We start from the raw sequence: 22,044 nt of genomic DNA, 5'->3' as shown, positions 1-22,044 counted from the left end.
TCCAATTTCAAGAAGGCACCTAAAGAAATATAAAAAAGGCTGACGGTATTCGCCAGCCTTTGGTTAGTCATTAGATTAAAGTTTTACTACGTTAGCAGCTTGTGGTCCGCGGTTTCCTTCAACGATTTCGAAAGAAACTTCTTGGCCTTCTTCTAAAGACTTGAAGCCTTCGCCAGTAATAGCGCTGAAATGTACGAATACATCGTCTCCGCCTTCAACTTCGATAAAACCAAAACCTTTTTCATTGTTGAACCATTTTACTTTACCGTTTTGCATTTACTATTTCCTCCTAAGCCTTTCAAGACACTTTATGTAAGTGCCAAAGATAAATATTATCATGTACATAAAGATAATATTAATACTATTCAATTAATGATACATGACGCTTTAAATATACATGAATATTTTTGGGCAGTCAAGGAAAGTAAGCGCTTTTTTACCCAGTGAATCGTATTTTCATGCAATCTTCAAAATTAATAAAACTATCAACATAAATTTTTATCAGCCTCATATTCTTATAAAAATGGTTGATAAAGGGTGAGGAGTAATGTACCGATTTTCGATTGAGGGAGATGAATGGATTTTAAGATTCTCGCCGCAAGTCTTCATTGAAGCCGAAGAAAAACAAGTTGTCTTGATGTCATTGCTTCAAATCGGAAATGATTTATCATCTTATTCACATGGTGACGCCTTTCTCATGTTCACGAAGAAAATAGGTGCAATTGTTTTTGATGTTGAAAGAATTCCATCATTTATTTTGACTGTATCGAATATCATTCCAGAAGAAAATTGGTATATGCAGGATTCAACCTTGAAACTTATACAATAATACTGCAAGTGGGTGGTCAAAATTGACTGCCCTTCTTTGTGTCATTTGTTATAATCTAGACAAACAAATTTTAACAATTAATGAAATTGTCTGCTAAGATATGATTGTAAGATATCCTCTGAATTTCCCCTGTGTATCATCTACTTATTTTTTTCAAACAGCAGCAATCCATTTCCTGAACAATATTCTTTACCATATAGTATCAATCTAATGAGGTAATTGTAATTTTTTTATCCTTTACAAAAAGACAAATGAAGTGGGAAAATGAATGCTGGATGCTTTATCAAAAGGAGCAATCGTAATGAAATTAATTATTGCTGAAAAGCCAGATCAAGGTTCAACACTGGCTTCTATTTTTAAAAATAAAAAACAAAATGGTTTTATTGAGGTTTTTCCCAATGAGACTTTTCCAAATGGTGCCTATGTCACTTGGGCGATTGGGCATTTATGTCAGCTTGTGAATCCAGAAACGTATGAGCCGGGATGGAAGAAATGGTCTTTGGATAATCTGCCGATGATTCCGAATCAGTTCCAATATGAAGTAACGAAGGATAAAGTAAAACAATTTTCAGTTATTCAAAAGCTGGTAAATAATCCTGCGGTAACAGAAATTATCCATGCGGGTGATGCCGGGCGTGAAGGTGAATTGATTATCCGTAATATACTTCGAATTACTGGCTGTAAAAAGCCAATGAAACGACTTTGGATTTCCTCTTTAACAGCTAACTCCATTCGAGATGGGTTTAATAAATTATTAGACGAAGATTATACAAGAAATTTATATTTTGAAGCGTACACCCGGGCTTGTGCAGATTGGGTAGTCGGAATGAATGCATCAAGGCTCTATAGCTTACTGCTGCAAAAACAAGGCTTTTCAGATGTGTTTTCTGTAGGCCGGGTACAGACACCAACATTAGCACTTATTGTAAAAAGAGAATTAGAAATTGAAAATTTCAAGTCGGAACCCTTTTGGGAAGTGATTGGCCATTTTAACATCGATGGCAAGAAATACAGCGGTAAGTGGCAGAATGATGGAGAATCACGCGTAAAAACAAAAGAAATAGCTGAGAAGGTTGCGGCGTTTTGCCGAGAAAAGCCTGCAGAAGTTTCAGATGTGATATCGGAAAGAAAAGAATTTTTTCCACCGTTACTCTATAATCTCTCAGCTCTTCAGGCTGAAGCAAATAAACGATACAAATTTTCACCGAAGAAGACACTGGATGTGCTGCAAAAACTCTATCAAAAAGGAAATGTATCCTATCCCCGCTCTGACTCGCGGTATGTAACGAAAGAAGAAGCGAATACATTCCCTGAAATACTTACTAAATTAAGTCATATCAATGGGTATGATAAATTCTTCCCACTGCCATTGGAATCAATTGCGGATAACAAACGATATGTAAACGAAAAAAAAGTTACTGATCACTATGCGATAATTCCTACTGAACAAATTCCAAATGTTGAAAGATTAGACCCAGATGAAAAGAAACTATATGACCTCATTGTCACAAGTTTAATTGCCGCACATTATCCGAAAGCAATTGCTGAATATACGACAGTGACAACTTTAGTAGATGGACGGGCAGTATTTCAATCAAAGGGAAAGGTCCAAATCGATGAAGGCTGGCGGAAGGTAATCAACCAAAAGGAAAAAGAGGATGAACCGGCACTGCCGAAAGTTTCAAAAGGGGAACAAGGACGGACAACGAAGGTGGATGTAAAAGAGAGCCAGACACAGCCGCCAAAACGCTATACTGAGGGTCAGTTAATCACGTTAATGAAGACTGCCGGGAAGCATATCGAAGACAAGGAAATGGAGAAAATATTATCTAAGACAGAAGGTCTTGGTACTGAGGCAACAAGGGCTGGAATTATTACGATGTTGAAGGACCGAAAATATATTGATGTAACCAAGAACTTAGTTTATGCAACTTCAAAAGCAAGAATATTGATAGAAGCGATTGGTGAGGAGATTCTTGCTTCCCCAGAAATGACGGCAAAATGGGAGCAGAAATTAAAAGAAATCTCTGAGGGGTCTGCTTCTCCAAAGAATTTCATGGAACAAACCAATAAAATGGTCTACCATCTGATTTCTTCTGGAGTGGGACATTCTGCAAATTGGATATTTTCAGAAGATGTTCGTGAAAATTTCACTCCAAGTAAGAAGATGACAAAGGGTAAAGGCAGTACGAAGCTGGGGAATTGTAAAAAATGTGATGGCTCAGTGGTTGATAAAGGAAGCTTTTATGGTTGTTCGAACTATCAAAAAAACCAGTGTAATTTCACAATATCAAAAAAAATCCTCGGGAAAAACATTACCCAAAAGAATATTAAACTCCTCTTAACGGAAGGGAAAACAGAGTTGATTGAAGGGTTTACGAATAAGGATAAAACCTTTAATGCAAGGCTTTTTCTCGATGAACAGGAGAAAAGGGTCAAGTTTTTATTTGAAGAACCAAGTGCTAAAAGTGTGACAAAGTGATAATTCAACTTGTCACTATTTTTTTTCTATAGTAAACTTTTAGAAGAGTAATTTTTTTGGAGGTCCGGGATGCCAACACCTAGTATGGAAGATTATATTGAACAAATATATATGTTAATTGAAGAAAAAGGGTATGCCCGTGTTTCAGATATTGCAGAGGCACTATCTGTTCATCCCTCCTCTGTAACAAAAATGGTACAAAAGCTCGACAAAGATGAATATTTAGTCTATGAAAAATACAGAGGCTTCAGTTTAACCACAAAAGGGAATAAGATTGGGAAGCGCCTTGTATTTAGACATGATTTACTTGAACAATTCTTAAAAATTATCGGAGTGAAAGATGAAAATATCTATAATGATGTCGAAGGAATCGAGCACCACTTAAGCTGGGATTCGATTGAAAGAATCGTTGACCTCGTTCAATTTTTCCAAGAAGATGAAACGAGAATAGAGGCATTAAAAGAAATTCAAAAACAAAACGAAGCTGAATAAGCGTAAAGCACCTGGCCGCCGCCAGGTGCTTTTTTAGAATAAATCAGGGTAATGGTCAAAGGATGGTTCCAGCTCAGGGCTAAGAACAAGATTACCATCATAATCCTCAATCGCTTGAACGCCTTTGATGACGCCGTTTGCAGCTTCCATTAATGCTTTTTGATAGGAAATAATCCGTCCTCCGGATGTGACAAAGCTGATAATCTCTCCAACATGGTTCCGATGCAGTGCTACGACTGTTTCCACAACGTTTCCCCCCTTTGCTCGATATTCTTTCTATAATTTTAAAAAAATAAACGAAGAATAAATAAAAAATAATACTTTAAAGACATTGAAAAAGAAGCATCGGTCTATCCCGATGCTTCTTCTTTTCTTAATCCCAATTAAATGGTGTTTCTTGATAGACATAATAGTTGAGCCAGTTTGAGAAGAACAAGTGGCCATGAGAACGCCAGCGATTGATTGGCGGCTGAGTAGGATCATTGTTTGGAAAGTAATTTTCTGGAATATGAATTTGCAGACCTCTCTCAATATCCCGATTGTATTCTTGAGCTAAGGAATCAGACTCATATTCCAAGTGTCCTGTTATCATCACATGTTTTCTGTCATGGGAGGCAATGAGCAGGGCACCAGCATTCTCCGAAGCAGCCAACAGCTTAAGTTCAGGTTTCTCATGAATTTCTCCAATCGATACATCTGTATATCGGGAAACAGGAGCATAAAAATGATCATCAAAACCACGCAGAAGTAAATCATTTTGCTCGAAAACTTGGTGCTCATAGATTCCTGAACATTTACGAGATAGTTCAAATTTATCAATCCCATAATGATAAAAGAGTGCAGCCTGTGCTCCCCAGCAAATATGCAGGGTAGAGGTGACATTGGTTTTGGTCCAGTCCATAATCTCGGTAAGTTCTTCCCAATACTTTACTTGCTCAAACTCCATTAGTTCAACAGGAGCACCAGTAATAATCATACCATCATATTTTTGATTTTTGACTTCAGAAAAAGTGGTATAGAATTGTTCAAGATGCTGTTTGCTCGTGTTTGTAGATTCATAGGAATTGGTTTTTAAAAATTTTACATTTACCTGCAGCGGGCTGTTTCCCAATAGCCTTAAGAGCTGCGTCTCTGCCTTTTCTTTTTCGGGCATTAAATTTAATATAAGTAGTTTTAATGGCCGAATATCCTGACCTATTGCCCGTTCGTCGTCCATGACAAAGATATTCTCATGTTCAAGGATTTCTTTCGCAGGCAGCAGCTTTGGTATGTTAATAGGCAAGGTGCACTCCCCCTTTATTTCTTTTCAAGTTAAGTTAAGTATATAGTATTTTTTTAAAATTCGGTTATTAACATTATAAACATTATCTTAAATTCAGAAAAGAATAATATCTTGTGAAAAATATTACACGAAATAAATCAGTGATTTGATACAATAAAAGAGGTTTACAATTCTATGTGAATGCGGGGGATCATTTTTGCAAATGAAAACATCAGTTAAGTCCGACATTGAAATTGCACAAGAATCAACCATGAAACCTATTGTGGAAATTGCCAAAACAATTGGTTTAACGGAAGATGACCTCGAGCTATTTGGGAAATATAAAGCGAAAATTTCGTATGAGGCACTTTCGAAGATTGAATCAAATAACAGTGGGAAAATCATTCTTGTTACTTCCATCAATCCTACGCCTGCAGGTGAAGGTAAATCTACGGTAACAGTTGGTCTAGGTGACGCTTTTGGGCGCATTGGCAAGAAAGCAATCATTGCGATTAGGGAGCCTTCTTTGGGACCGACAATGGGAATAAAAGGTGGGGCAGCTGGTGGCGGCTATTCACAGGTATTGCCTATGGAAGAAATTAATTTGCATTTTACTGGTGACTTGCATGCGATAACTACAGCAAATAATGCTCTGGCCGCATTACTCGACAATCATATTCAGCAAGGAAATGAGCTTAAAATAGACCAGCGCCGCATCGTCTGGAAACGCGCAGTTGATTTAAATGATCGCGCATTGAGAAAGGTCATTATTGGGCTCGGCGGACCTCTTCAAGGAGTCCCTCGTGAGGATGGCTTTGATATAACTGTTGCCTCTGAGATCATGGCCGTTCTATGTTTGGCTTCAGATTTAAAGGATTTAAAATTACGATTAGCACGAATGGTTGTTGCCTATAATGACAAAAAGGAACCTGTAACGGTTGGGGATCTTGGGGTTGAAGGTGCGCTGACATTATTGCTAAAGGATGCGGTGAAACCGAATCTCGTACAAACCATCGAACATACACCTGCACTTGTGCATGGCGGGCCTTTCGCGAATATTGCTCATGGCTGTAATAGTGTGATTGCTACCCGTGCCGCTGCAAAGCTAGGTGATTATGTAATAACAGAGGGCGGTTTTGGAGCTGATTTAGGAGCGGAAAAGTTTTTACATATTAAAACAAGAAGTGCGGGTATTAAGCCAGAAGCAGTGGTAATTGTCGCAACCATCCGGGCATTAAAAATGCATGGAGGGGTAGCCAAATCTGATTTGGCAAAGGAAAACATCGCATCGTTAACGTTGGGCTTTGCTAATCTGCAAAAACATATCGAGACAATTAAAAGCTTTGGTTTACCAGTGGTTGTAGCGATTAATAAATTCATTACCGATACCGATTTAGAAGTTCAAACACTGCTGGAATGGTGTAAACGGGAGGCTGTCCCTGTTGCCTTAACAGAGGTATGGGAAAAAGGCGGTGCCGGTGGAGTCGAGCTTGCGGAAGCACTTCTAGAGGTAATCGAAAAAGAAGAAAATAAATTTCAGCACCTATACGATTTATCTGATTCACTCGAATCAAAAGTAAGAACCATTGTCCAAAAGGTATATGGGGGAAAAGATGTAGAATTCTCGTCGAAAGCAAAAAAACAGCTTGAGGATTATGAAAAATTCGGATGGTCTAATTTAGCCATTTGCATGGCAAAGTCTCAATACTCCTTGTCTGATGACCCAACGAAACTAGGGAGACCAACAAACTTTACGGTAAATGTCAGAGAGTTCAAACCATCGATAGGAGCTGGTTTCATTGTGGCTCTAACTGGAGAAGTTATGACGATGCCAGGACTGCCAAAGAAACCTGCAGCCTTAAATATGGACGTAGACGAAAATGGCAAGGCGCTAGGTTTGTTTTAAAAAAATTGAGGTGAGTTGAATGTTTGATCCAACTGCTTTTGATAATATGAAGGTAATCATTGAAGGCGCAATTTACGATTTAGACCTAGCAGGTGAAATTGTGATCATTGATCGCAATGATCAGATGAATATGGCGAAAATGTCGCGCAGCTTTGATATGCACTTTCAATTACCTGATGCAAAAGGAAATATGGTTACTGCCAAAATGGAAATCAAAGCCGATATGGTTAACCTCGCTGCTGAGCTTTTATCTGATGTGCTTTCACAGAAAAATTCAGGATGCAAATTAAGACTTCAATTTTTTCATAAGGACATTACGGATGAAAAACAATTAAAGGAAATTAATTGGATCCTAACTGAAATTTGGGGGGGAACAAGAGAAATTTGTCAATCCGTCACGATTACTCCCTCAAAAGCACTCATTTCGAATACGATTTCAATTGAATTTGACAGACTCATCGGTGAAGACCAGATGAACGATTTGGTTGAATTGCTTGATTTTATGGTATCAACGATTAAACACCTGCAATCATACCTTCTTGAAAGCAGTAAATAATAATCTCCAAAAACCAGCTCATTCATTTAAGCTGGTTTTTTATTGTATAAATTATTTACAATATTTTGATTTCAAGGTACGATTATTTTAACTAGATATTAAGACCTCATACCAATAATAGGGGGAGATTCCATTGGTTAAAACGGCATGGGTAACGGACAGTACTGCTTTTTTAGATGACGAATTAAAAAATCATCCTGATTTGTATACAATACCATTAACAATATTACTAGATGGCGAAGAATTTGCTGACGGAATTGATTTAACCGCAGCACAGCTTTATGCAAGGTTGAAGGAGCTTAAGTCTCCACCTAAATCGTCGCAGCCAGCAGTAGGAGTTTTTAAAGAATTATACGAAAAACTTTCAAAGGAATATGACCAAGTGGTGGCAGTTCTACTATCAGGAAAACTAAGTGGAACAGTATCCTCTAGTGAACAGGCAGCAAAGCTTGTTGACATTCCAGTTACAACCTTTGATTCCCAAATCCTAACTGCACCAATGACAGCTTTATTAAAAAAAGGAATCGAACTAGTAGAAGCAGGAAATAGTATTGAATCTGTCATTGATCAATTAGAATCATTAAAGACTACAAATGAGACATATGTTCTAATTGGAAGCTTAGAGCAGCTTCACCGGAGTGGCAGGATGTCTGGCTTACAGTTCTTTTTAGGAAGTATGCTAAATGTGAAGCCGATCATTTCGATTGAAGATGGTGCCCTTAATACAAAAGAGAAAGTAAGAAGCGATAAGAAGGCGAAGGAAAAGATTCTTGATTACCTTAAATCTTCCTACGAAAAGCATAATTTTAAAGAAGTATATATTCTATATGGATTACACCTGGAGCACGCAAATGAATGGAAATTGGAAATAGAGAAATTATATCCTGAGCTGATAGTGACTTGCTGTCCGCTGGGTGCTGTTATTGGCGTTCACGCCGGCGAAAACACACTTGGCATCAGCTGGCATAATGGATTGAAATAACTTTATCCCCTAGTGAGCATACTAAAAGGGCAGTTCATTTTTGATGAGGGGGTAATCATCATTAGTAAGCAAGGTAGACAAAATCCAAATATGACACGTGAGCAAATTGAAAAACAAGATCAGAAAAATGATGTTGAACTAGGCAGCGAGTTTACAATTGGGAACACAAAATCGCAAAGCCAGAAAAAAAGCGGCCGTCAAGCCAACAAAAAATAACTCCGAATTCTTCGGGGTTATTTTTTATGTGTTTTTCATGGTAAAATAGCAGGGGTGAAGGAAGGTGTCTAAATGAACGAACAAATTATCGAACAAACGGTAACCTATGTCCGTAATGAACTAGGGGAAGACGCAACAGGGCATGATTGGTATCATGTTGACCGTGTTAGACGGGCAGCTTTACATATATGTGATCAAGAGCAAGCAGGTGACCCATTCATTATTGAAATGGCAGCTCTTTTGCACGATATACCTGACGAAAAGCTAAATGATAGTGCTGAAGCAGGTCGAAATAAACTGGATTTGTTTTTTCAAAGTATTAAGCTTCCAAATGATGTACAAAACGCTATTGTTCAAATTATTGAAAGTATTTCATATAAAGGTGGAAGAAAAACGGAGCTAACTAGCGTTGAGGCAAAAATCGTTCAGGATGCGGACCGATTAGACGCCATTGGAGCGATTGGGATTGCGAGGACTTTTGCTTATGGCGGTAAAAAAGGACAACCCATCTACGATCCAAAGCTAAATGTTCGGGAAGAAATGAGTCTAGAAGAATACCGAAAAGGAAAATCAACCAGTATTCATCATTTCTATGAAAAATTATTAAAATTGAAGGACTTACTGAATACAGATACAGCGAAGGAAATGGCAGAAAAGCGTCATCAAGTGATGGAGCTATTTTTAGAACAATTTTATCTAGAATGGGATGGTCAAGGCCGATGAAAATGCTCACAGTCGAAAATGTTACGAAAACGTATGGAGAAAAGCAGCTTTTTAACAATATTTCCATAACGATTGGTGAAAAAGAGCGAGTCGGCTTAATTGGGATTAATGGAACGGGAAAATCCTCACTTTTGAAAATTATTGCTGGCTTGGATCAGCCGGATGCCGGCAAGATTATCACGGGCAAGGATTACAGTATTGCATTTCTTGACCAGCAGCCAGATTTGGATTCAGATAAAAGTGTTCTTGAACAAGTTTTTCATGGCGATGCACCTATTCTTAGGTTAATGCGTGAATACGAAAAGACGCTTTTGTTATTAAATACTGCTCCAAATGATACGAAGATTCAAGAGGATTTATTCCAACTGCAAAAACAAATGGATGCTTTAAACGCTTGGGATGCTAGTACAAATGCCAAGTCGATTTTAATGAAACTCGGAATCGAGGATTTCACTAAGAAAATCGGTGAGCTTTCTGGGGGTCAGAAGAAAAGGGTAGCTTTAGCGCAAGTTCTCATTGCTGAGCCGGATTTACTAATACTCGACGAGCCTACAAACCACCTAGACTTTGACTCTGTTAAGTGGCTGGAGGATTACTTAAGTAGATATAGCGGTTCTATCCTGCTTGTCACACATGATCGTTATTTTTTAGACCGAGTTGCTAATAGAATGTTTGAATTGGATGGCGGTAATCTTTATAGCTATAAAGGAAATTATGCCGCATTTTTAGAAGCAAAAGCCATCCGTGAAGAAAATGAGGCTGCAACCTTTGAAAAAAGGCAGAACCTTTTTAGAAGAGAACTTGAGTGGATGAGACGTGGTGCTAAGGCACGTACAACGAAGCAAAAAGCACGGATTCAGCGTTTTGATGAACTGGAAGATAAGCTATCTGGAGGGAAGCCTGCAGGGGAAAAGGTTGATATCTCATTAAATGGAAGCAGGCTTGGGAAACAAGTCTTTGAACTGAAGGATGCCTCAAAATCTTACGGGGCAAAAACAATTCTAAATCACTTTGATTTACTTGTAAAACCAGGAGATCGCCTAGGGATTATCGGCAGAAATGGAACAGGAAAGTCGACATTATTAAATGTTCTGGCTAAAAAACTGCCGCTCGATGAAGGTGATTTCATCATGGGGCAGACAGTGAAGATTGCTTATTATACACAGGAAAACGAAGACATGGATGAGAACAAGAGGATGATTGAATATATTAAAGAAACTGCAGAGGTGATTGAGACATCAGATGGGAAAACACTATCTGCCGCACTCATGCTCGAACGCTTTCTATTCCCTCCATTCTCCCATGGAACACCAATCCGCAAATTGTCAGGCGGCGAAAAGCGGCGTTTATACTTATTGAAGCTATTAATGACGGCACCTAATGTCCTGTTGTTGGATGAGCCTACCAATGATCTTGATACACAAACATTGACTGTTTTGGAAGATTATCTTGAAGAATTCCCTGGTGTTGTGATTACCGTATCCCATGATCGATATTTCCTAGATAAAGTGGTCGATCAGCTGCTTGTCTTACGTGGAGAAGGAAGAATTGATTCTTTCTACGGAAATTACAGTGAATACCTAGAAAAGGATTCAGCTGTAGAAACGAAAAAGGCGGTTGCGAGCTCAGCTGCACCTGCTAAAGCTCCTGAAAAGGAAAAAAAGAAAAGAATGACCTTTAAGGAGAAAAAAGAGTGGGAAGAAATTGACAGTTTGATTGAGAAAACGGAATCCCGACTAGAAGAAATTGCCGAAGAAATGGGGAGCACCGGCAGCGACTTCACAAAAGCGCAGGAATTAATGAAATTAGAAGCAGAATTAAACGAAAAGCTCGAGTATTTGATCGAAAGATGGGAATATCTAGCTGAATTAGCTGAAAGTGAGTAGAAAAGTGCGTCGATGACGTACTTTTTTTATCAGATAAATTTATATCAGCGTTGCAGCATTTACAAGACCAATTTCTAGAATGAAATATAATCATTATGTTAAACTTGTAAAAGAGTAACTAAAGAAGGTGATCTTCATGAAAATAAAGGCAATCGAACCAACTCCAAGCCCAAATACGATGAAAATAATCTTAGATCAAGAACTGCCAATGGGAAAAAGCCATAATTATAAAAAAGAAACTGCAGCCCAAGCACCAGGCATCATCCAAAATATACTTCAAATTGAGGGAATTAAAGGTGTCTATCATGTGGCTGATTTCTTAGCTGTTGAAAGAAATGCGAAGTACGACTGGAAGGATTTATTGCCGCAAGTCAGCCACGCGTTTGGCGAATCAGCAGAACTAGAAGCTGAGTCCCAAAAGAAATTAGACGAGCACTTTGGTGAAATCAAGGTGGAAGTCCAAATGTTTAAGGATATCCCTCTTCAGGTTAAACTGACTGATGGAACAACAGAGAAAAGATTTGGAATGCCTGAATACTTTTTAAAAGCAAGAGAACGCGCCCAGCTTCCGGAAGAAAATTATATCTTGCTCCGTCGATGGGATACTCAAGGTGTTCGCTATGGTGAATTTGACCAAATTGGTCATGAAGTAGTCGAAGAATTAATTGCGGCTTATCCAACAAAGCGGCTTGAGGACCTAGTCTCGAAAGCCCAAATGAAGGAATCTGCAGCCAAACAAACACCAACAAGAGAACGTAGAAAAGTTACTCTAGCCTCTTTAGAGAATCCTGATTGGCAAATTCGCTATCAGCTTCTTGAACAAATGGATGATCCTGAACTAGTGGACCTGCCTGTTTTAGAAAAAGCGTTAGCAGATGAAAAACCATCAATCCGCAGACTCGCCACGGTGTATCTAGGGATGATTAAAGACCAAAGAGTCTTACCGTATTTATATAAAGCATTAAAAGATAAAACGGTTACGGTGAGAAGGACTGCTGGAGATTGTTTATCAGACCTTGGTTTTCCTGATGCAAGTGAAGAGATGACCAAAGCACTGCAAGACTCAAGTAAATTAGTACGTTGGCGTGCTGCGATGTTTTTGTATGAAGTAGGTGATGAAAGCTCATTGCCAGCTTTAAAGGCGCTTGAAAATGATCCTGAATTTGAGGTCAGTATGCAAATAAAAATGGCAATCGAAAGAATCGAAGGCGGAGAAGCAGCAAAGGGTTCCGTATGGAAGCAAATGACGGAAGCGCGGAAAACAGACAACTAAATTGCACATAGCAAATTAGATATAGTAAACTGCAAATAAAGAAAGTGAGGTTTTTATTATGTCAATGGCATACGAAGAATATATGAGACAAATGGTTTTACCGATGCGTGAGGAGTTAACAAGAACAGGATTTCAAGAACTTACAACGGCTGAAGAAGTGGAAAACTATATGGAAAATGCAAGTGGTACCACACTTGTCGTTGTAAATTCAGTTTGCGGTTGTGCAGCTGGACTTGCAAGACCTGCAGCAACTCAAGCTGTATTAACTAGCGATAAAAAACCAGAAAATCTTGTAACCGTCTTTGCTGGACAGGATAAAGAAGCAACAGCAAAAATGCGCGAGTATTTCGAGGGCATTGAGCCATCTTCTCCATCAATGGCATTGTTGAAAGGAAATAAAGTGGTTCACTTTATCCCGCGTCATGATATTGAAGGTATGCCGATGGAATCCATTATGGATAATTTAAAGGCTGCGTTTGAAGCCAATTGCTAAAATTAAAGGATGTCATTTGACATCCTATTTTTTTTGAGGCTTTTAAGAGGTTCTAAAAAAATTCTACTATTCTGAAGGGAATGATTTTTCATTTAGCTTGCAAAAGAGGTATAATAATTGATAAGAGTCAAAAAAATTCGGAAAAATTAATTGAATTCTTCCAGGTACAAAGGGGAAAAAAGATGAATAAGTGGATTCGTAAATCAGTTGTCGTACTAGTTTCACTTTTAACATTTGGTCTTATTACACCCACTCAATTAATAAATAACGTTAATGCTGAGAAAACTAATGAGAGAGATACAGTTGAATCTGCACCGTCTCAACAGACTAGTTATTTTGAAGAATCTCATGTTGATAAAGAAGGGATTCTAAAGGAGTTACTTAAACAAGCGGAGCAGCAGTCCTATCAAAAATTTGGCACCAGAATTAAACCTGTCATTGAGAATGAATTTAGGGTAATTATTTTGCCAAATATTGAAAAAGCCATTCAGGAAACAGCAACACAGTTTCCAGCTGAGGACTTAGTAAACTTAGCTATCACGGAGTCTCCGGGGAAAGGGCAATCAGAAAAGATTTTTAACATCAAAAATAGTGATACAAATAGTGATGTTCTTCGGTTTCATGTTAGAAGAGATAACCCGCCGCAAGCAGGTTACTGGTTCAACTTTCATTACCATACATATCATGACGGGTTCCAAAGTCATCATGAGCTGGGATCAATCTATTGGGATAAAAATACACCGCCGAAATGGATGAGTTAATGATTTGCGTAATACTATGAAAAAGTTTTATTATAATTAGTGAAACCTTTTCTAGAGAATCTCGTATATAGACTATTACCTAAAATGGAGGAATGTAAAAATGGCAATTAGTTTATCAAAAGGACAAAAAGTAGACTTAACAAAAACAAATCCTGGGTTAACAAATGTAGTAGTTGGATTAGGCTGGGATACAAATAAATATGATGGCGGTAATGATTTCGATCTAGATTCATCCGTTTTCTTATTAGGCGATAATGGTAAGGTTACAAACGAAACAGACTTTGTGTTCTACAATAATCCCAAAGGTGCTAACGGTGCAGTTGTACATAATGGAGATAACCGAACAGGTGAAGGTGACGGGGATGATGAACAAGTTAATATCAATTTAACTGCAATCCCTGCTAATATTCAGCGAGTGACTTTCACAATTACGATTCATGATGCAGCCGCAAGAAATCAAAACTTTGGTCAAGTATCCAATGCATACGCTCGTATTTTCAATGAAGCTAATGGTGAGGAACTGATCCGTTATGATTTAGGAGAAGATTTCTCTATTGAAACGGCTGTTGTTGTTGGCGAATTATACCGACATAACGGCGAATGGAAGTTTAGCGCAATTGGCAGCGGCTATCAAGGTGGCCTTGCAGCTCTTGCAACAGACTTCGGATTATCAGTAGGATAACAACTAGATTAAAGACCCAGCAAATGCTGGGTCTTTGAAAAAACATACAACATCCGGGAGGAATTTTTTTTATGTCTGTTTTACAAGGAATTTTAGATACGTATGCACAATTTTTTAACTGGGAAATGTGGGGGCAGGTTTTAACAGATCCTGTTGCTTGGGGCTTGATTGGGACACTAGTTATCTTAGAAGGACTACTTTCCGCGGATAACGCACTTGTTCTAGCTGTTATGGTAAAACACTTACCACCTGAAAAACGTAAAAAAGCACTATTTTATGGATTATTAGGAGCTTATGTTTTCCGTTTTATCGCCATTGGGGTTGGGGTATTCTTAATTAAACTTTGGTGGGTAAAGATAATAGGTGCAGGGTATCTAGCATGGCTATCTATTAAGTATTTCATGGATAAACGTAAAGCAGCGCAGAGTGAAGAGGAAGAAGCGCATGGAATGAACCAAACTGGTCTTCTTATTCGTCTATTTGGAACCTTCTGGGGAACAGTTGTTGCGGTTGAATTAATGGACATTGCATTCTCCGTTGACAGTGTGCTTGCAGCATTTGGTGTCAGTGAAGAAATTTGGGTGTTATTAGTCGGAGGTATGCTTGGGGTATTAATGATGCGTGGAATTGCCGGAGTTTTCTTGAAATTAATTGACCGTGTACCTGAGCTTGAAACATCTGCTTATGTTTTAATTCTATTAATTGCAGCAAAAATGCTTATCGCAGTTTTCGGTATTCACCTGCCGCATTCGCTCTTCTTTATTATTATTTTAGTTACATTCGGTGCCACTTTCGTTATTCATTTCAGGAACAAAAAGAAAGAATTGGGCAAAGAATCATAATTATCAACGTACGACATAAAATGGGGAACAGACGAAAGTCAGTCCCCATTCTTTTTTATTAAAGGAGTCATTGAGAATGAAGTATTTTACTTATTTTTATGAAAATGAGCTTGAGGCAATGTTTTTTCGAACGCCTAAGGACTTTAACAAGAACAGTGATCGGGAGCTTTTATCCTATGGTCTAGGTGCAACGCTTTATATGCCAGCAACTCGTCCCAACATTCATCAAGACCTCCTCTCAAAAAAGCATGAGGGATTAACTTCGCTGGTTATTGATCTAGAGGATGCCGTTGGCGATATTGAAGTTGAAAAAGCGGAAGTATTGCTTGTAGGGGAATTGCTTAAGCTATATGGTGAAATCAATAAAAAATATTTGACGATTGATGATTTACCACTTATGTTTATCCGGATTCGGAATATAGAGCAGCTTAAAAGAATCAAAGAACAATTAGGGAATGCCATCGAACTGTTAACAGGAGTGGTTTTACCGAAATTTAATGCGGAATCTGGTGAAGCTTTATTAGCTGAGGTTGCGAATATACATACAGAACACAAGCCTTTTTATGCCATGCCTATTCTTGAAAGTGATAAAATAATACAAAAAGAAACAAGAATGACCGAACTAATGGATATTAAACATCTCCTTGATCACTATAAGAAAAATATTTTGAATGTTCGAATTGGGGCTACGGATTTCTGCGGGTTATATGGAATTCGCAGAAGTGTAGATACTACCGTTTACGAGATTGCTGTTTTACGAGATTGCGTTGCTGATATTATTAATGTTTTTCAACGATCAGAGAGTCCTTATGTGATTTCAGGACCGGTCTGGGAGTATTTCTCCTCGAAACCAAGAATGTTAAAACCGCAGCTAAGGCAAACTCCATTTCGCGAACGATATGGTGACGAAGGCTTGAAATGGCGGGCTGAATTAATTGACCAAAATTTGGACGGTCTTATCAGAGAGGTATTAATGGACATTGCCAATGGGCTAACGGGAAAAACAATTATCCATCCTACTCATATTAAAGCAGTCCAGGCTCTCAATGTTGTAACGTACGAGGAATACATCGATGCATGTTCGATTGTTGAAGCAGCAAACGGTGAAATTGGTGTGAAGAAAAGTAATTTTTCCAATAAGATGAATGAAATAAAGCCCCATTTATTTTGGGCAAAAAAAATTCTATTAAAATCTCAGCTTTACGGGGTGCTGCATGAAGGATACACAAATATCGACCTTATCAAAAAAGACGTATACGTATACAATTCTTGATGCGATTAACGTAGACATTGAAGTTACTGATAACCCATATCAGTTACCTCTTGAAGAACTGTTTACGATGGCAGCAAGAATTAATAAAAAACGTTCGTTTTTATTTGTCAGTAAAGTTCTAGGAAAGCATTTGCCCATTCATCCGCAAAGAGGTTTGTTAACAGCCGCATTACTTGCAGCAAGATATGCTGAAAATAAAGGTTTGGATGTTAAGGTTACAGAGGGATTAATTAACACCTTTGTTCAGAAAGAAACACAATTCCAAAGTGCAGCTTTTATCCCAAACTCTGTTAATCCGGTTGTTATCGGATTTGCTGAAACTGCGACGGCACTAGGGCATGCTTTTTTTGATTGCTTTGAAGAGGCAGAGTTTTTCCATACGACACGAGAAGAGATTAGTAGTTTAACACCTAGTATAACATTTGAAGAAGAGCATTCTCATGCTACCTCGCATCGCTGCTATATTCCACTGGATATGATAAATAATGAACGTGAAATTATCTTAGTAGATGATGAAATGACCACGGGAAAAACAGCCATCAATATTATTCAATCCATCCATGCTCAGTTTCCTAGGAAGGAATATAGTGTTGTATCGATTTTGGATTGGCGCTCTGAGGAAAACAAACAACAGTTTGCACAGCTAGAAAAAACACTTGGGATAACGATTAACATTGTAAGTTTGATAAGTGGCAAGGTTCAAGTAGAAGCGAAAGGTAAGCTTCAAGAAATAGTGCATCCAAATACACATCCAGGGATTAAACCATCTATTGAAGAAGTCTCATTATCAGCTATCTTTGATAAAGCTTGTACCTCAATTAATAATAAAACTCCTCTTATCAAAGAAACAGGTCGCTTTGGGACAAATAGCTATGATAATCAAGTACTTCATAAGAAAATAAATGCTGCTGCTGCTTTGTTAAGACAGTACAGGACGGGAGATAACACTCTTTGTTTAGGAACTGGGGAATTCATGTATTTGCCAATGAAATTGGCTGCGGAAATGGGTAGTAATGTCTTCTATCAATCAAGTACTAGAAGCCCCATCTATATTCAAGATATAGAAGGCTATGGGGCAAGACATGGAATCGGTTTTCCCAATCCAGAGGACCAGGATGTTGCCCATTTCGTTTACAATATTCCTCCAGGGGAATATGATGAACTATTTGTCTTTTTTGAGAGAGAAGTACAGGCTGAAAACCTTCAGCCATTATTAAAACAAGTAGAAAAATTACAGATAAAGTCGATTAAAATCGCCTTTTTCTCGAATTAATAGGGGTGAAAAGAATGTCGATCATAACCAATCAGCCCGCGAAAATGGGAAGCTATTCTGAGGAAGATGTTCTTTTTCTATTAAAGGATTTAAGTGATATTGAACTCGAAGATTCTACCGTGAATCGAGAATTGAGAGTTCAATCTGGTCAGCATTACAGTGAATCACTGCCGATTGAATACCAGCCGCCAAAGGAATATGTAGATTTGTTTTGGAATACCACCAGTGAATATAAAACGAAGGTTGCTTTATGCGTTGGGATTGTTGCGGAGCAAATCTATCGTCTAAAGGGGAAACAAGCCATTCTTGTATCCCTTGCTAGAGCAGGAACGCCTGTTGGAATTCTGATTAAAAGATATATTCATTTACGGTACGGAGTCTCTTTACCGCATTATAGTATTTCTATTATCCGCGACAGAGGCATAGATAAAAATGCGCTTCACTATATCCTCGCTAAACATCCTGAAGGAAATATTCAATTTGTGGATGGCTGGACAGGAAAGGGAGCCATTTCGATTGAACTGACAAAAGCATGCCAGGAGTTTGAAGAAAAGTATCAAATCAAACTTGATGATAAACTTGCCGTAATTGCTGATCCTGGTTATTGTACCACGCTTTTTGGCACGCGAGAGGACTTTCTAATTCCGAGTGCTTGTTTAAATTCAACCGTTTCAGGTCTTGTTAGCCGGACTGTATTAAATAATCAATATATAGGAAAATATGATTTTCACGGCGCTAAATATTACAGGGAGCTTCTATCCAGTGATGTCTCCAATGAATATATCAAAATGATTGCAGCTGAATTTCCAGCCATTATGGACGAGGCTGAAAAAGCTGCTTTACAAAGCGTAAAAGAAGAGATAAAAACAGAATTTTTGGGTATGCAGGATGTTAAAACCGTCCTGGCAGAATTTGAGATTGATAGTACGAATTATATAAAACCAGGAGTAGGGGAGACCACACGTGTCCTTCTCCGAAGAGTCCCATGGAAAATCCTAATGCGCGATCCTTCTAGCCCTTTTGTGAAACATATACTCATGCTCGCTGAAGAAAAAGACGTAGAGGTCGTTGCCTATCCAAAAATGAATTATCTATGCATGGGCTTAATTAAATCGGTTAAGGGGACTAGCAAATGATTACAGCATCAGATCTTGATCGAACACTCATGTATTCCAATCGGGCACTCGAAGAATTCGGTATCCCGGGGAATATCGTGTTAAAGCCAGTTGAATTTTATAAGGGAAATTGGACTGGATATATGACGGAAGCTGCTTTTTCTATGTTAAAAGAAGTCAGCTCGCATAGCTTGTTTATACCCGTAACAACGCGAACGACAGAACAATTTAAGAGATTTGTGATATTTGAAAAAGAAATACCCTTAACTTATGCGATTACGACAAATGGAGCTCATATTTTGTATAAAGGAGAACCTTTAAAGGATTGGTCTGAACAATTAATTATTCAATTAAAGAATGGATGTGCACCAGAAGAAGAGGTGCTTTCTGCCTTAAAAAGATCAGGAATTACATTGGATGGGGTAAGAAAGCAGGCTGAGAATCTATTTTTTTACTTTATATTAAATTGTCTTCCGACCCCATCTGAACTGAGAGAAATCCGTGAGCTTACAGCCCAATATGGCTGGAAAATGAGCCTCCAGGGAAGAAAACTCTACTTTATTCCAACTGCTATTAGCAAGGGGAAGGCACTTGAATTTATTTGTAACCGAGAAGGAATGAAAGCAATGGCAGGCGCGGGTGATTCTGTTCTAGATTGGGATTTTCTAAAAAACTGCACCTATCGATTCGTCCCTAGCCATGGAGAACTGCTTAAAGTGATGGGACCAGCTGACATCACGCTAACAAACCAGCTCGGCGTTGCTGCAGGTGAAGAGATTCTTGAGCGTTTCCTAAATACATTATCACTCAAAGTTAACTTTTCTTAATATAAGGGTAAAAGAAATAAAAATAGATACAATTGAACAAAGCAAAAGAACCGCAAAAAAATAAAACTGACATACTAACAGTGGCAAGAACGGGAGAAAGTAACAGTGTGAAAAGTAAGCATAACCAGAACAAATCGATCATAACGAAGGTTTTTGAGACCATTAATTCCATAATGATACTTAATTCCTCGCTAACATCTTCCATTCTTGGCCGCTTATATATAAACCGCATGAAGTCACCTACTTATATGTGAGTACTCCAATAATATGTAAGGACAGGGAAAAAGGTGAAAAATGAGGAAATTCCCTAGGAAAAAATGATTTGCTTTTTTCCCGAGTGAAAAATGAACTGCATTTTTCCACTAGGAATGAAACATTTTACGATTACTTTCGTATAAACAATGAACCAATTATTTAACTGTGATATGATGGTAAAGAATACCCTTACATAATTTTACTATATGAATAAAAAATCTTTCGCTTTTTTGAGGGAAGGGATTATGAATGAACTTACCATACAACCAACTGAATGTCCGACCTGTATCCCTTTCATATGAAAATTGGCTTGATATGCTGAAAACGCCCCTGTCAGAACGGCCAGAATTTTCAATAGACAAGGGAACTATTCAGATTGGGCAAGTACTGGGGAAATTTCTTGGAATTCCAATTGACAGTGATGAGTATTACAATCAGCTTTATGAGTATGTTTCATCACCTGACCCTGACTTACATTTAATAAGTGAGGAGTCACTAAATAAAAATATTGATAATCAGCATTTTCAATCAATTCAAAAGGTGTTTAATATCGGTCAAGAACAAAAGCTTTCAATTAATCGGTTCACCGCTTTTCTAGATGGTGAGCAGCTGCTTTATAAATCAAAAATCCCAGCCATACATCGAAAAGTAAGGGAAGCCATGATTGGGACTCTCGAACTTTTTACTCATCGTGAAAAGGACGGATTAAAAAATCATGAACTAAGAAGGGTTCTAGTCGACGTGATCAAGTGGTCAATGAACCATCTAAATCCTTTATTAGAGAGTGTTGACATGCAAAAGGGAATGCCAAAATTCCTTTGGTATGGCGATATGAAAAGAAGTCAGCCTTATTTTGTTTATTATTTAATGAAGCTTGGCTGCGACTTAGTTATTTTCCATCCTGAGGGGAAGGATGTGTTAGCTGGATTTCTCGATGAGGATATCTTTACACACCATTTCCCTAATAAACAGCAGCCTGAACCTTTTCCAAAAGAGAGAAGAAACCGTCAGACCACTGTCGCTTATCGAGCATCAAGGGAAATTGAGACCATACTCAATCAAGAGGGTTCTGGATTATATAAACCCTGGCAGTTACGGGATTACACACCATCTTCTATTACTTTAAAAACAACCTATGACGAACTGTTTATTCTTGGAAGAGAAATGGCAATGGTTCGCCCGGGTTTTGAGGTAGAGGCTGGACAGGTGAAGATTCCTTCCCTGTTTGCGAAAATACAAGGTGTGAGTAAAAATCGTAAAGAGTATTGGGATCGAATTCAAAACCTTACAGAATTTGAACACTCCTTGTTGATTCGCCAGCTGCCGTTTACATGGTCAAGCTCTAACGATTTTCGCTTTCATTACCGAAACGCGCTTGGCAAGGATGGATTGTTGAATCCTGAAGTCATGATACAGGCCCATTATTGGCCTTATTCCTTCTTGCCAACGGGCTTACAAAAAGGGATAGCTAATGCAATACGGCGAATTTGTGAAAAGCCGGGTTTAAAGTCGTTACCAGGGGAAAACATGGAAGAGGTAAGCATCTATTTATTTAGTCAGGCGATGTTTACACCAAAAGAGATTATCCAGTTAATGGAGAGATTTGATTATTCGCAGCATGTACCGAAATTAATTATTTATAACAATGAAAGTAGAGGTATACTTTCTCGTTCAGATGCAGCTCTTATATTACTTTTAAATCAATTTGGAATTGATATTATCGTTTATAACCCGCCAGGTCATAACGATATTGAAAACTTCCTTCAGGAAAGTCTATTTGATACACACTGGCTTGAGGATGTTGTTTTTGATCTAGAATATAAAGAACCTTTTAAGTTGAAGAAAGGGTTCTTTCAAGGAATCTTAAAAAATTTAAGGGGAGATTAAAGCATGAATCTACAAAAACAGTCTGCTGAT

General features: G+C 38.2%; 22 protein-coding genes. 19 read left to right on the top strand and 3 right to left on the bottom strand.

What is annotated here, in order from left to right; genetic code table 11:
• Positions 1-75: 75 nt before the first annotated feature.
• Positions 76-276, bottom strand: coding sequence for a cold-shock protein CspD (gene cspD / locus ACY3XC_RS01305; RefSeq protein WP_026563856.1), 201 nt, complete (start codon positions 274-276; stop codon positions 76-78).
• A gap of 271 nt (positions 277-547) precedes the next feature.
• Here cspD and ACY3XC_RS01300 point away from each other — a divergent pair, with 271 nt between their 5' ends.
• The 3 genes from ACY3XC_RS01300 (at position 548) to mntR (ending at position 3,803) form a co-directional block, all read left to right on the top strand.
• Complete coding sequence (locus tag ACY3XC_RS01300; protein ID WP_095251973.1) at positions 548-829, top strand: hypothetical protein; 282 nt, start codon at positions 548-550, stop codon at positions 827-829.
• Between the two features lie 301 nt (positions 830-1,130).
• Complete coding sequence (locus tag ACY3XC_RS01295) at positions 1,131-3,311, top strand: DNA topoisomerase III (protein ID WP_464866975.1); 2,181 nt, start codon at positions 1,131-1,133, stop codon at positions 3,309-3,311.
• Between the two features lie 69 nt (positions 3,312-3,380).
• Complete coding sequence (gene mntR, locus ACY3XC_RS01290) at positions 3,381-3,803, top strand: transcriptional regulator MntR (RefSeq protein ID WP_179159255.1); 423 nt, start codon at positions 3,381-3,383, stop codon at positions 3,801-3,803.
• Positions 3,804-3,836: 33 nt separating this feature from the next.
• On the opposite strand, the gene ACY3XC_RS01285 is transcribed toward mntR, so the two are convergent.
• Positions 3,837-4,049 (bottom strand): DUF3892 domain-containing protein, encoded by a 213-nt coding sequence (locus tag ACY3XC_RS01285; protein WP_179159254.1) that lies wholly within the window; start codon positions 4,047-4,049, stop codon positions 3,837-3,839.
• Positions 4,050-4,176: 127 nt separating this feature from the next.
• Positions 4,177-5,085, bottom strand: coding sequence for a homoserine O-acetyltransferase MetA (gene metA / locus ACY3XC_RS01280; RefSeq protein ID WP_464866974.1), 909 nt, complete (start codon positions 5,083-5,085; stop codon positions 4,177-4,179).
• Between the two features lie 202 nt (positions 5,086-5,287).
• Between metA and ACY3XC_RS01275 the strand changes: the two genes are divergently transcribed.
• The 16 genes from ACY3XC_RS01275 (at position 5,288) to ACY3XC_RS01200 (ending at position 22,014) form a co-directional block, all read left to right on the top strand.
• Positions 5,288-6,970, top strand: coding sequence for a formate--tetrahydrofolate ligase (locus tag ACY3XC_RS01275; RefSeq protein WP_464866973.1), 1,683 nt, complete (start codon positions 5,288-5,290; stop codon positions 6,968-6,970).
• Between the two features lie 19 nt (positions 6,971-6,989).
• The gene (locus ACY3XC_RS01270) at positions 6,990-7,526 is read left to right on the top strand and encodes a hypothetical protein (protein WP_464866972.1); all 537 of its coding nucleotides are present in this window, start codon (positions 6,990-6,992) and stop codon (positions 7,524-7,526) included.
• 133 nt (positions 7,527-7,659) lie between these two features.
• Positions 7,660-8,508, top strand: coding sequence for a DegV family protein (locus ACY3XC_RS01265; RefSeq protein WP_464866971.1), 849 nt, complete (start codon positions 7,660-7,662; stop codon positions 8,506-8,508).
• A 12-nt stretch (positions 8,509-8,520) separates the two neighbouring features.
• Positions 8,521-8,724 carry a hypothetical protein gene (locus ACY3XC_RS01260; protein ID WP_218781214.1) on the top strand — a complete coding sequence of 68 codons (204 nt, stop codon included), beginning with the start codon at positions 8,521-8,523 and terminating at the stop codon, positions 8,722-8,724.
• Between the two features lie 72 nt (positions 8,725-8,796).
• A complete protein-coding gene (locus ACY3XC_RS01255) occupies positions 8,797-9,447 on the top strand; it encodes an HD domain-containing protein (protein WP_464866970.1) in 651 nt (216 codons plus the stop codon).
• On the top strand, positions 9,444-11,333 hold the full coding sequence (locus tag ACY3XC_RS01250; protein WP_464866969.1) for an ABC-F family ATP-binding cassette domain-containing protein: 1,890 nt from the start codon (positions 9,444-9,446) through the stop codon (positions 11,331-11,333). Before ACY3XC_RS01255 ends, ACY3XC_RS01250 begins: the two co-directional genes overlap by 4 nt.
• 136 nt (positions 11,334-11,469) lie before the next feature.
• Positions 11,470-12,606: a conserved virulence factor C family protein gene (locus ACY3XC_RS01245; RefSeq protein ID WP_464866968.1), complete on the top strand. Its 1,137-nt coding sequence runs from the start codon at positions 11,470-11,472 to the stop codon at positions 12,604-12,606.
• A 58-nt stretch (positions 12,607-12,664) separates the two neighbouring features.
• Positions 12,665-13,099, top strand: coding sequence for a BrxA/BrxB family bacilliredoxin (locus tag ACY3XC_RS01240; protein ID WP_464866967.1), 435 nt, complete (start codon positions 12,665-12,667; stop codon positions 13,097-13,099).
• Positions 13,100-13,281: 182 nt separating this feature from the next.
• On the top strand, positions 13,282-13,860 hold the full coding sequence (locus ACY3XC_RS01235; protein WP_179159245.1) for a YpjP family protein: 579 nt from the start codon (positions 13,282-13,284) through the stop codon (positions 13,858-13,860).
• A 100-nt stretch (positions 13,861-13,960) separates the two neighbouring features.
• Positions 13,961-14,542, top strand: a complete 582-nt coding sequence (locus ACY3XC_RS01230; protein WP_179159244.1) for a TerD family protein — start codon at positions 13,961-13,963, stop codon at positions 14,540-14,542.
• A gap of 71 nt (positions 14,543-14,613) precedes the next feature.
• Positions 14,614-15,384 carry a TerC family protein gene (locus tag ACY3XC_RS01225; protein WP_464866966.1) on the top strand — a complete coding sequence of 257 codons (771 nt, stop codon included), beginning with the start codon at positions 14,614-14,616 and terminating at the stop codon, positions 15,382-15,384.
• A 76-nt stretch (positions 15,385-15,460) separates the two neighbouring features.
• Complete coding sequence (locus ACY3XC_RS01220; protein ID WP_464866965.1) at positions 15,461-16,657, top strand: HpcH/HpaI aldolase/citrate lyase family protein; 1,197 nt, start codon at positions 15,461-15,463, stop codon at positions 16,655-16,657.
• Positions 16,599-17,930 (top strand): phosphoribosyltransferase family protein, encoded by a 1,332-nt coding sequence (locus ACY3XC_RS01215; RefSeq protein ID WP_464866964.1) that lies wholly within the window; start codon positions 16,599-16,601, stop codon positions 17,928-17,930. Before ACY3XC_RS01220 ends, ACY3XC_RS01215 begins: the two co-directional genes overlap by 59 nt.
• 14 nt (positions 17,931-17,944) lie before the next feature.
• The gene (locus ACY3XC_RS01210; RefSeq protein ID WP_464866963.1) at positions 17,945-19,066 is read left to right on the top strand and encodes a cysteine protease StiP family protein; all 1,122 of its coding nucleotides are present in this window, start codon (positions 17,945-17,947) and stop codon (positions 19,064-19,066) included.
• Positions 19,063-19,872 carry an HAD family hydrolase gene (locus tag ACY3XC_RS01205; protein WP_464866962.1) on the top strand — a complete coding sequence of 270 codons (810 nt, stop codon included), beginning with the start codon at positions 19,063-19,065 and terminating at the stop codon, positions 19,870-19,872. Before ACY3XC_RS01210 ends, ACY3XC_RS01205 begins: the two co-directional genes overlap by 4 nt.
• Before the next feature lie 504 nt (positions 19,873-20,376).
• Complete coding sequence (locus tag ACY3XC_RS01200) at positions 20,377-22,014, top strand: YceG family protein (RefSeq protein ID WP_464866961.1); 1,638 nt, start codon at positions 20,377-20,379, stop codon at positions 22,012-22,014.
• Positions 22,015-22,044: the final 30 nt, after the last annotated feature.

Source organism: Bacillus sp. CZDM1, from assembly GCF_055502545.1.
The sequence above is the reverse complement of the archived record's forward strand: the minus strand, read 5'-3'. Positions and strand labels throughout refer to the sequence as shown.

Excerpts from the sequence above, each read along its gene's own strand:
- ACY3XC_RS01205 (WP_464866962.1), top strand. The coding sequence starts at position 19,063 with ATGATTACAGCATCAGATCTTGATCGAACACTCATGTATTCCAATCGG.
- cspD (WP_026563856.1), bottom strand. The coding sequence starts at position 276 with ATGCAAAACGGTAAAGTAAAATGGTTCAACAATGAAAAAGGTTTTGGT.
- ACY3XC_RS01295 (WP_464866975.1), top strand. The coding sequence starts at position 1,131 with ATGAAATTAATTATTGCTGAAAAGCCAGATCAAGGTTCAACACTGGCT.
- ACY3XC_RS01275 (WP_464866973.1), top strand. The coding sequence starts at position 5,288 with ATGAAAACATCAGTTAAGTCCGACATTGAAATTGCACAAGAATCAACC.
- ACY3XC_RS01250 (WP_464866969.1), top strand. The coding sequence starts at position 9,444 with ATGAAAATGCTCACAGTCGAAAATGTTACGAAAACGTATGGAGAAAAG.
- ACY3XC_RS01230 (WP_179159244.1), top strand. The coding sequence starts at position 13,961 with ATGGCAATTAGTTTATCAAAAGGACAAAAAGTAGACTTAACAAAAACA.
- ACY3XC_RS01220 (WP_464866965.1), top strand. The coding sequence starts at position 15,461 with ATGAAGTATTTTACTTATTTTTATGAAAATGAGCTTGAGGCAATGTTT.
- ACY3XC_RS01210 (WP_464866963.1), top strand. The coding sequence starts at position 17,945 with ATGTCGATCATAACCAATCAGCCCGCGAAAATGGGAAGCTATTCTGAG.
- ACY3XC_RS01200 (WP_464866961.1), top strand. The coding sequence starts at position 20,377 with ATGAACTTACCATACAACCAACTGAATGTCCGACCTGTATCCCTTTCA.
- ACY3XC_RS01225 (WP_464866966.1), top strand. The coding sequence starts at position 14,614 with ATGTCTGTTTTACAAGGAATTTTAGATACGTATGCACAATTTTTTAAC.
- ACY3XC_RS01245 (WP_464866968.1), top strand. The coding sequence starts at position 11,470 with ATGAAAATAAAGGCAATCGAACCAACTCCAAGCCCAAATACGATGAAA.
- mntR (WP_179159255.1), top strand. The coding sequence starts at position 3,381 with ATGCCAACACCTAGTATGGAAGATTATATTGAACAAATATATATGTTA.
- ACY3XC_RS01255 (WP_464866970.1), top strand. The coding sequence starts at position 8,797 with ATGAACGAACAAATTATCGAACAAACGGTAACCTATGTCCGTAATGAA.
- ACY3XC_RS01240 (WP_464866967.1), top strand. The coding sequence starts at position 12,665 with ATGTCAATGGCATACGAAGAATATATGAGACAAATGGTTTTACCGATG.
- ACY3XC_RS01215 (WP_464866964.1), top strand. The coding sequence starts at position 16,599 with ATGAAGGATACACAAATATCGACCTTATCAAAAAAGACGTATACGTAT.
- ACY3XC_RS01235 (WP_179159245.1), top strand. The coding sequence starts at position 13,282 with ATGAATAAGTGGATTCGTAAATCAGTTGTCGTACTAGTTTCACTTTTA.
- ACY3XC_RS01300 (WP_095251973.1), top strand. The coding sequence starts at position 548 with ATGTACCGATTTTCGATTGAGGGAGATGAATGGATTTTAAGATTCTCG.
- ACY3XC_RS01270 (WP_464866972.1), top strand. The coding sequence starts at position 6,990 with ATGTTTGATCCAACTGCTTTTGATAATATGAAGGTAATCATTGAAGGC.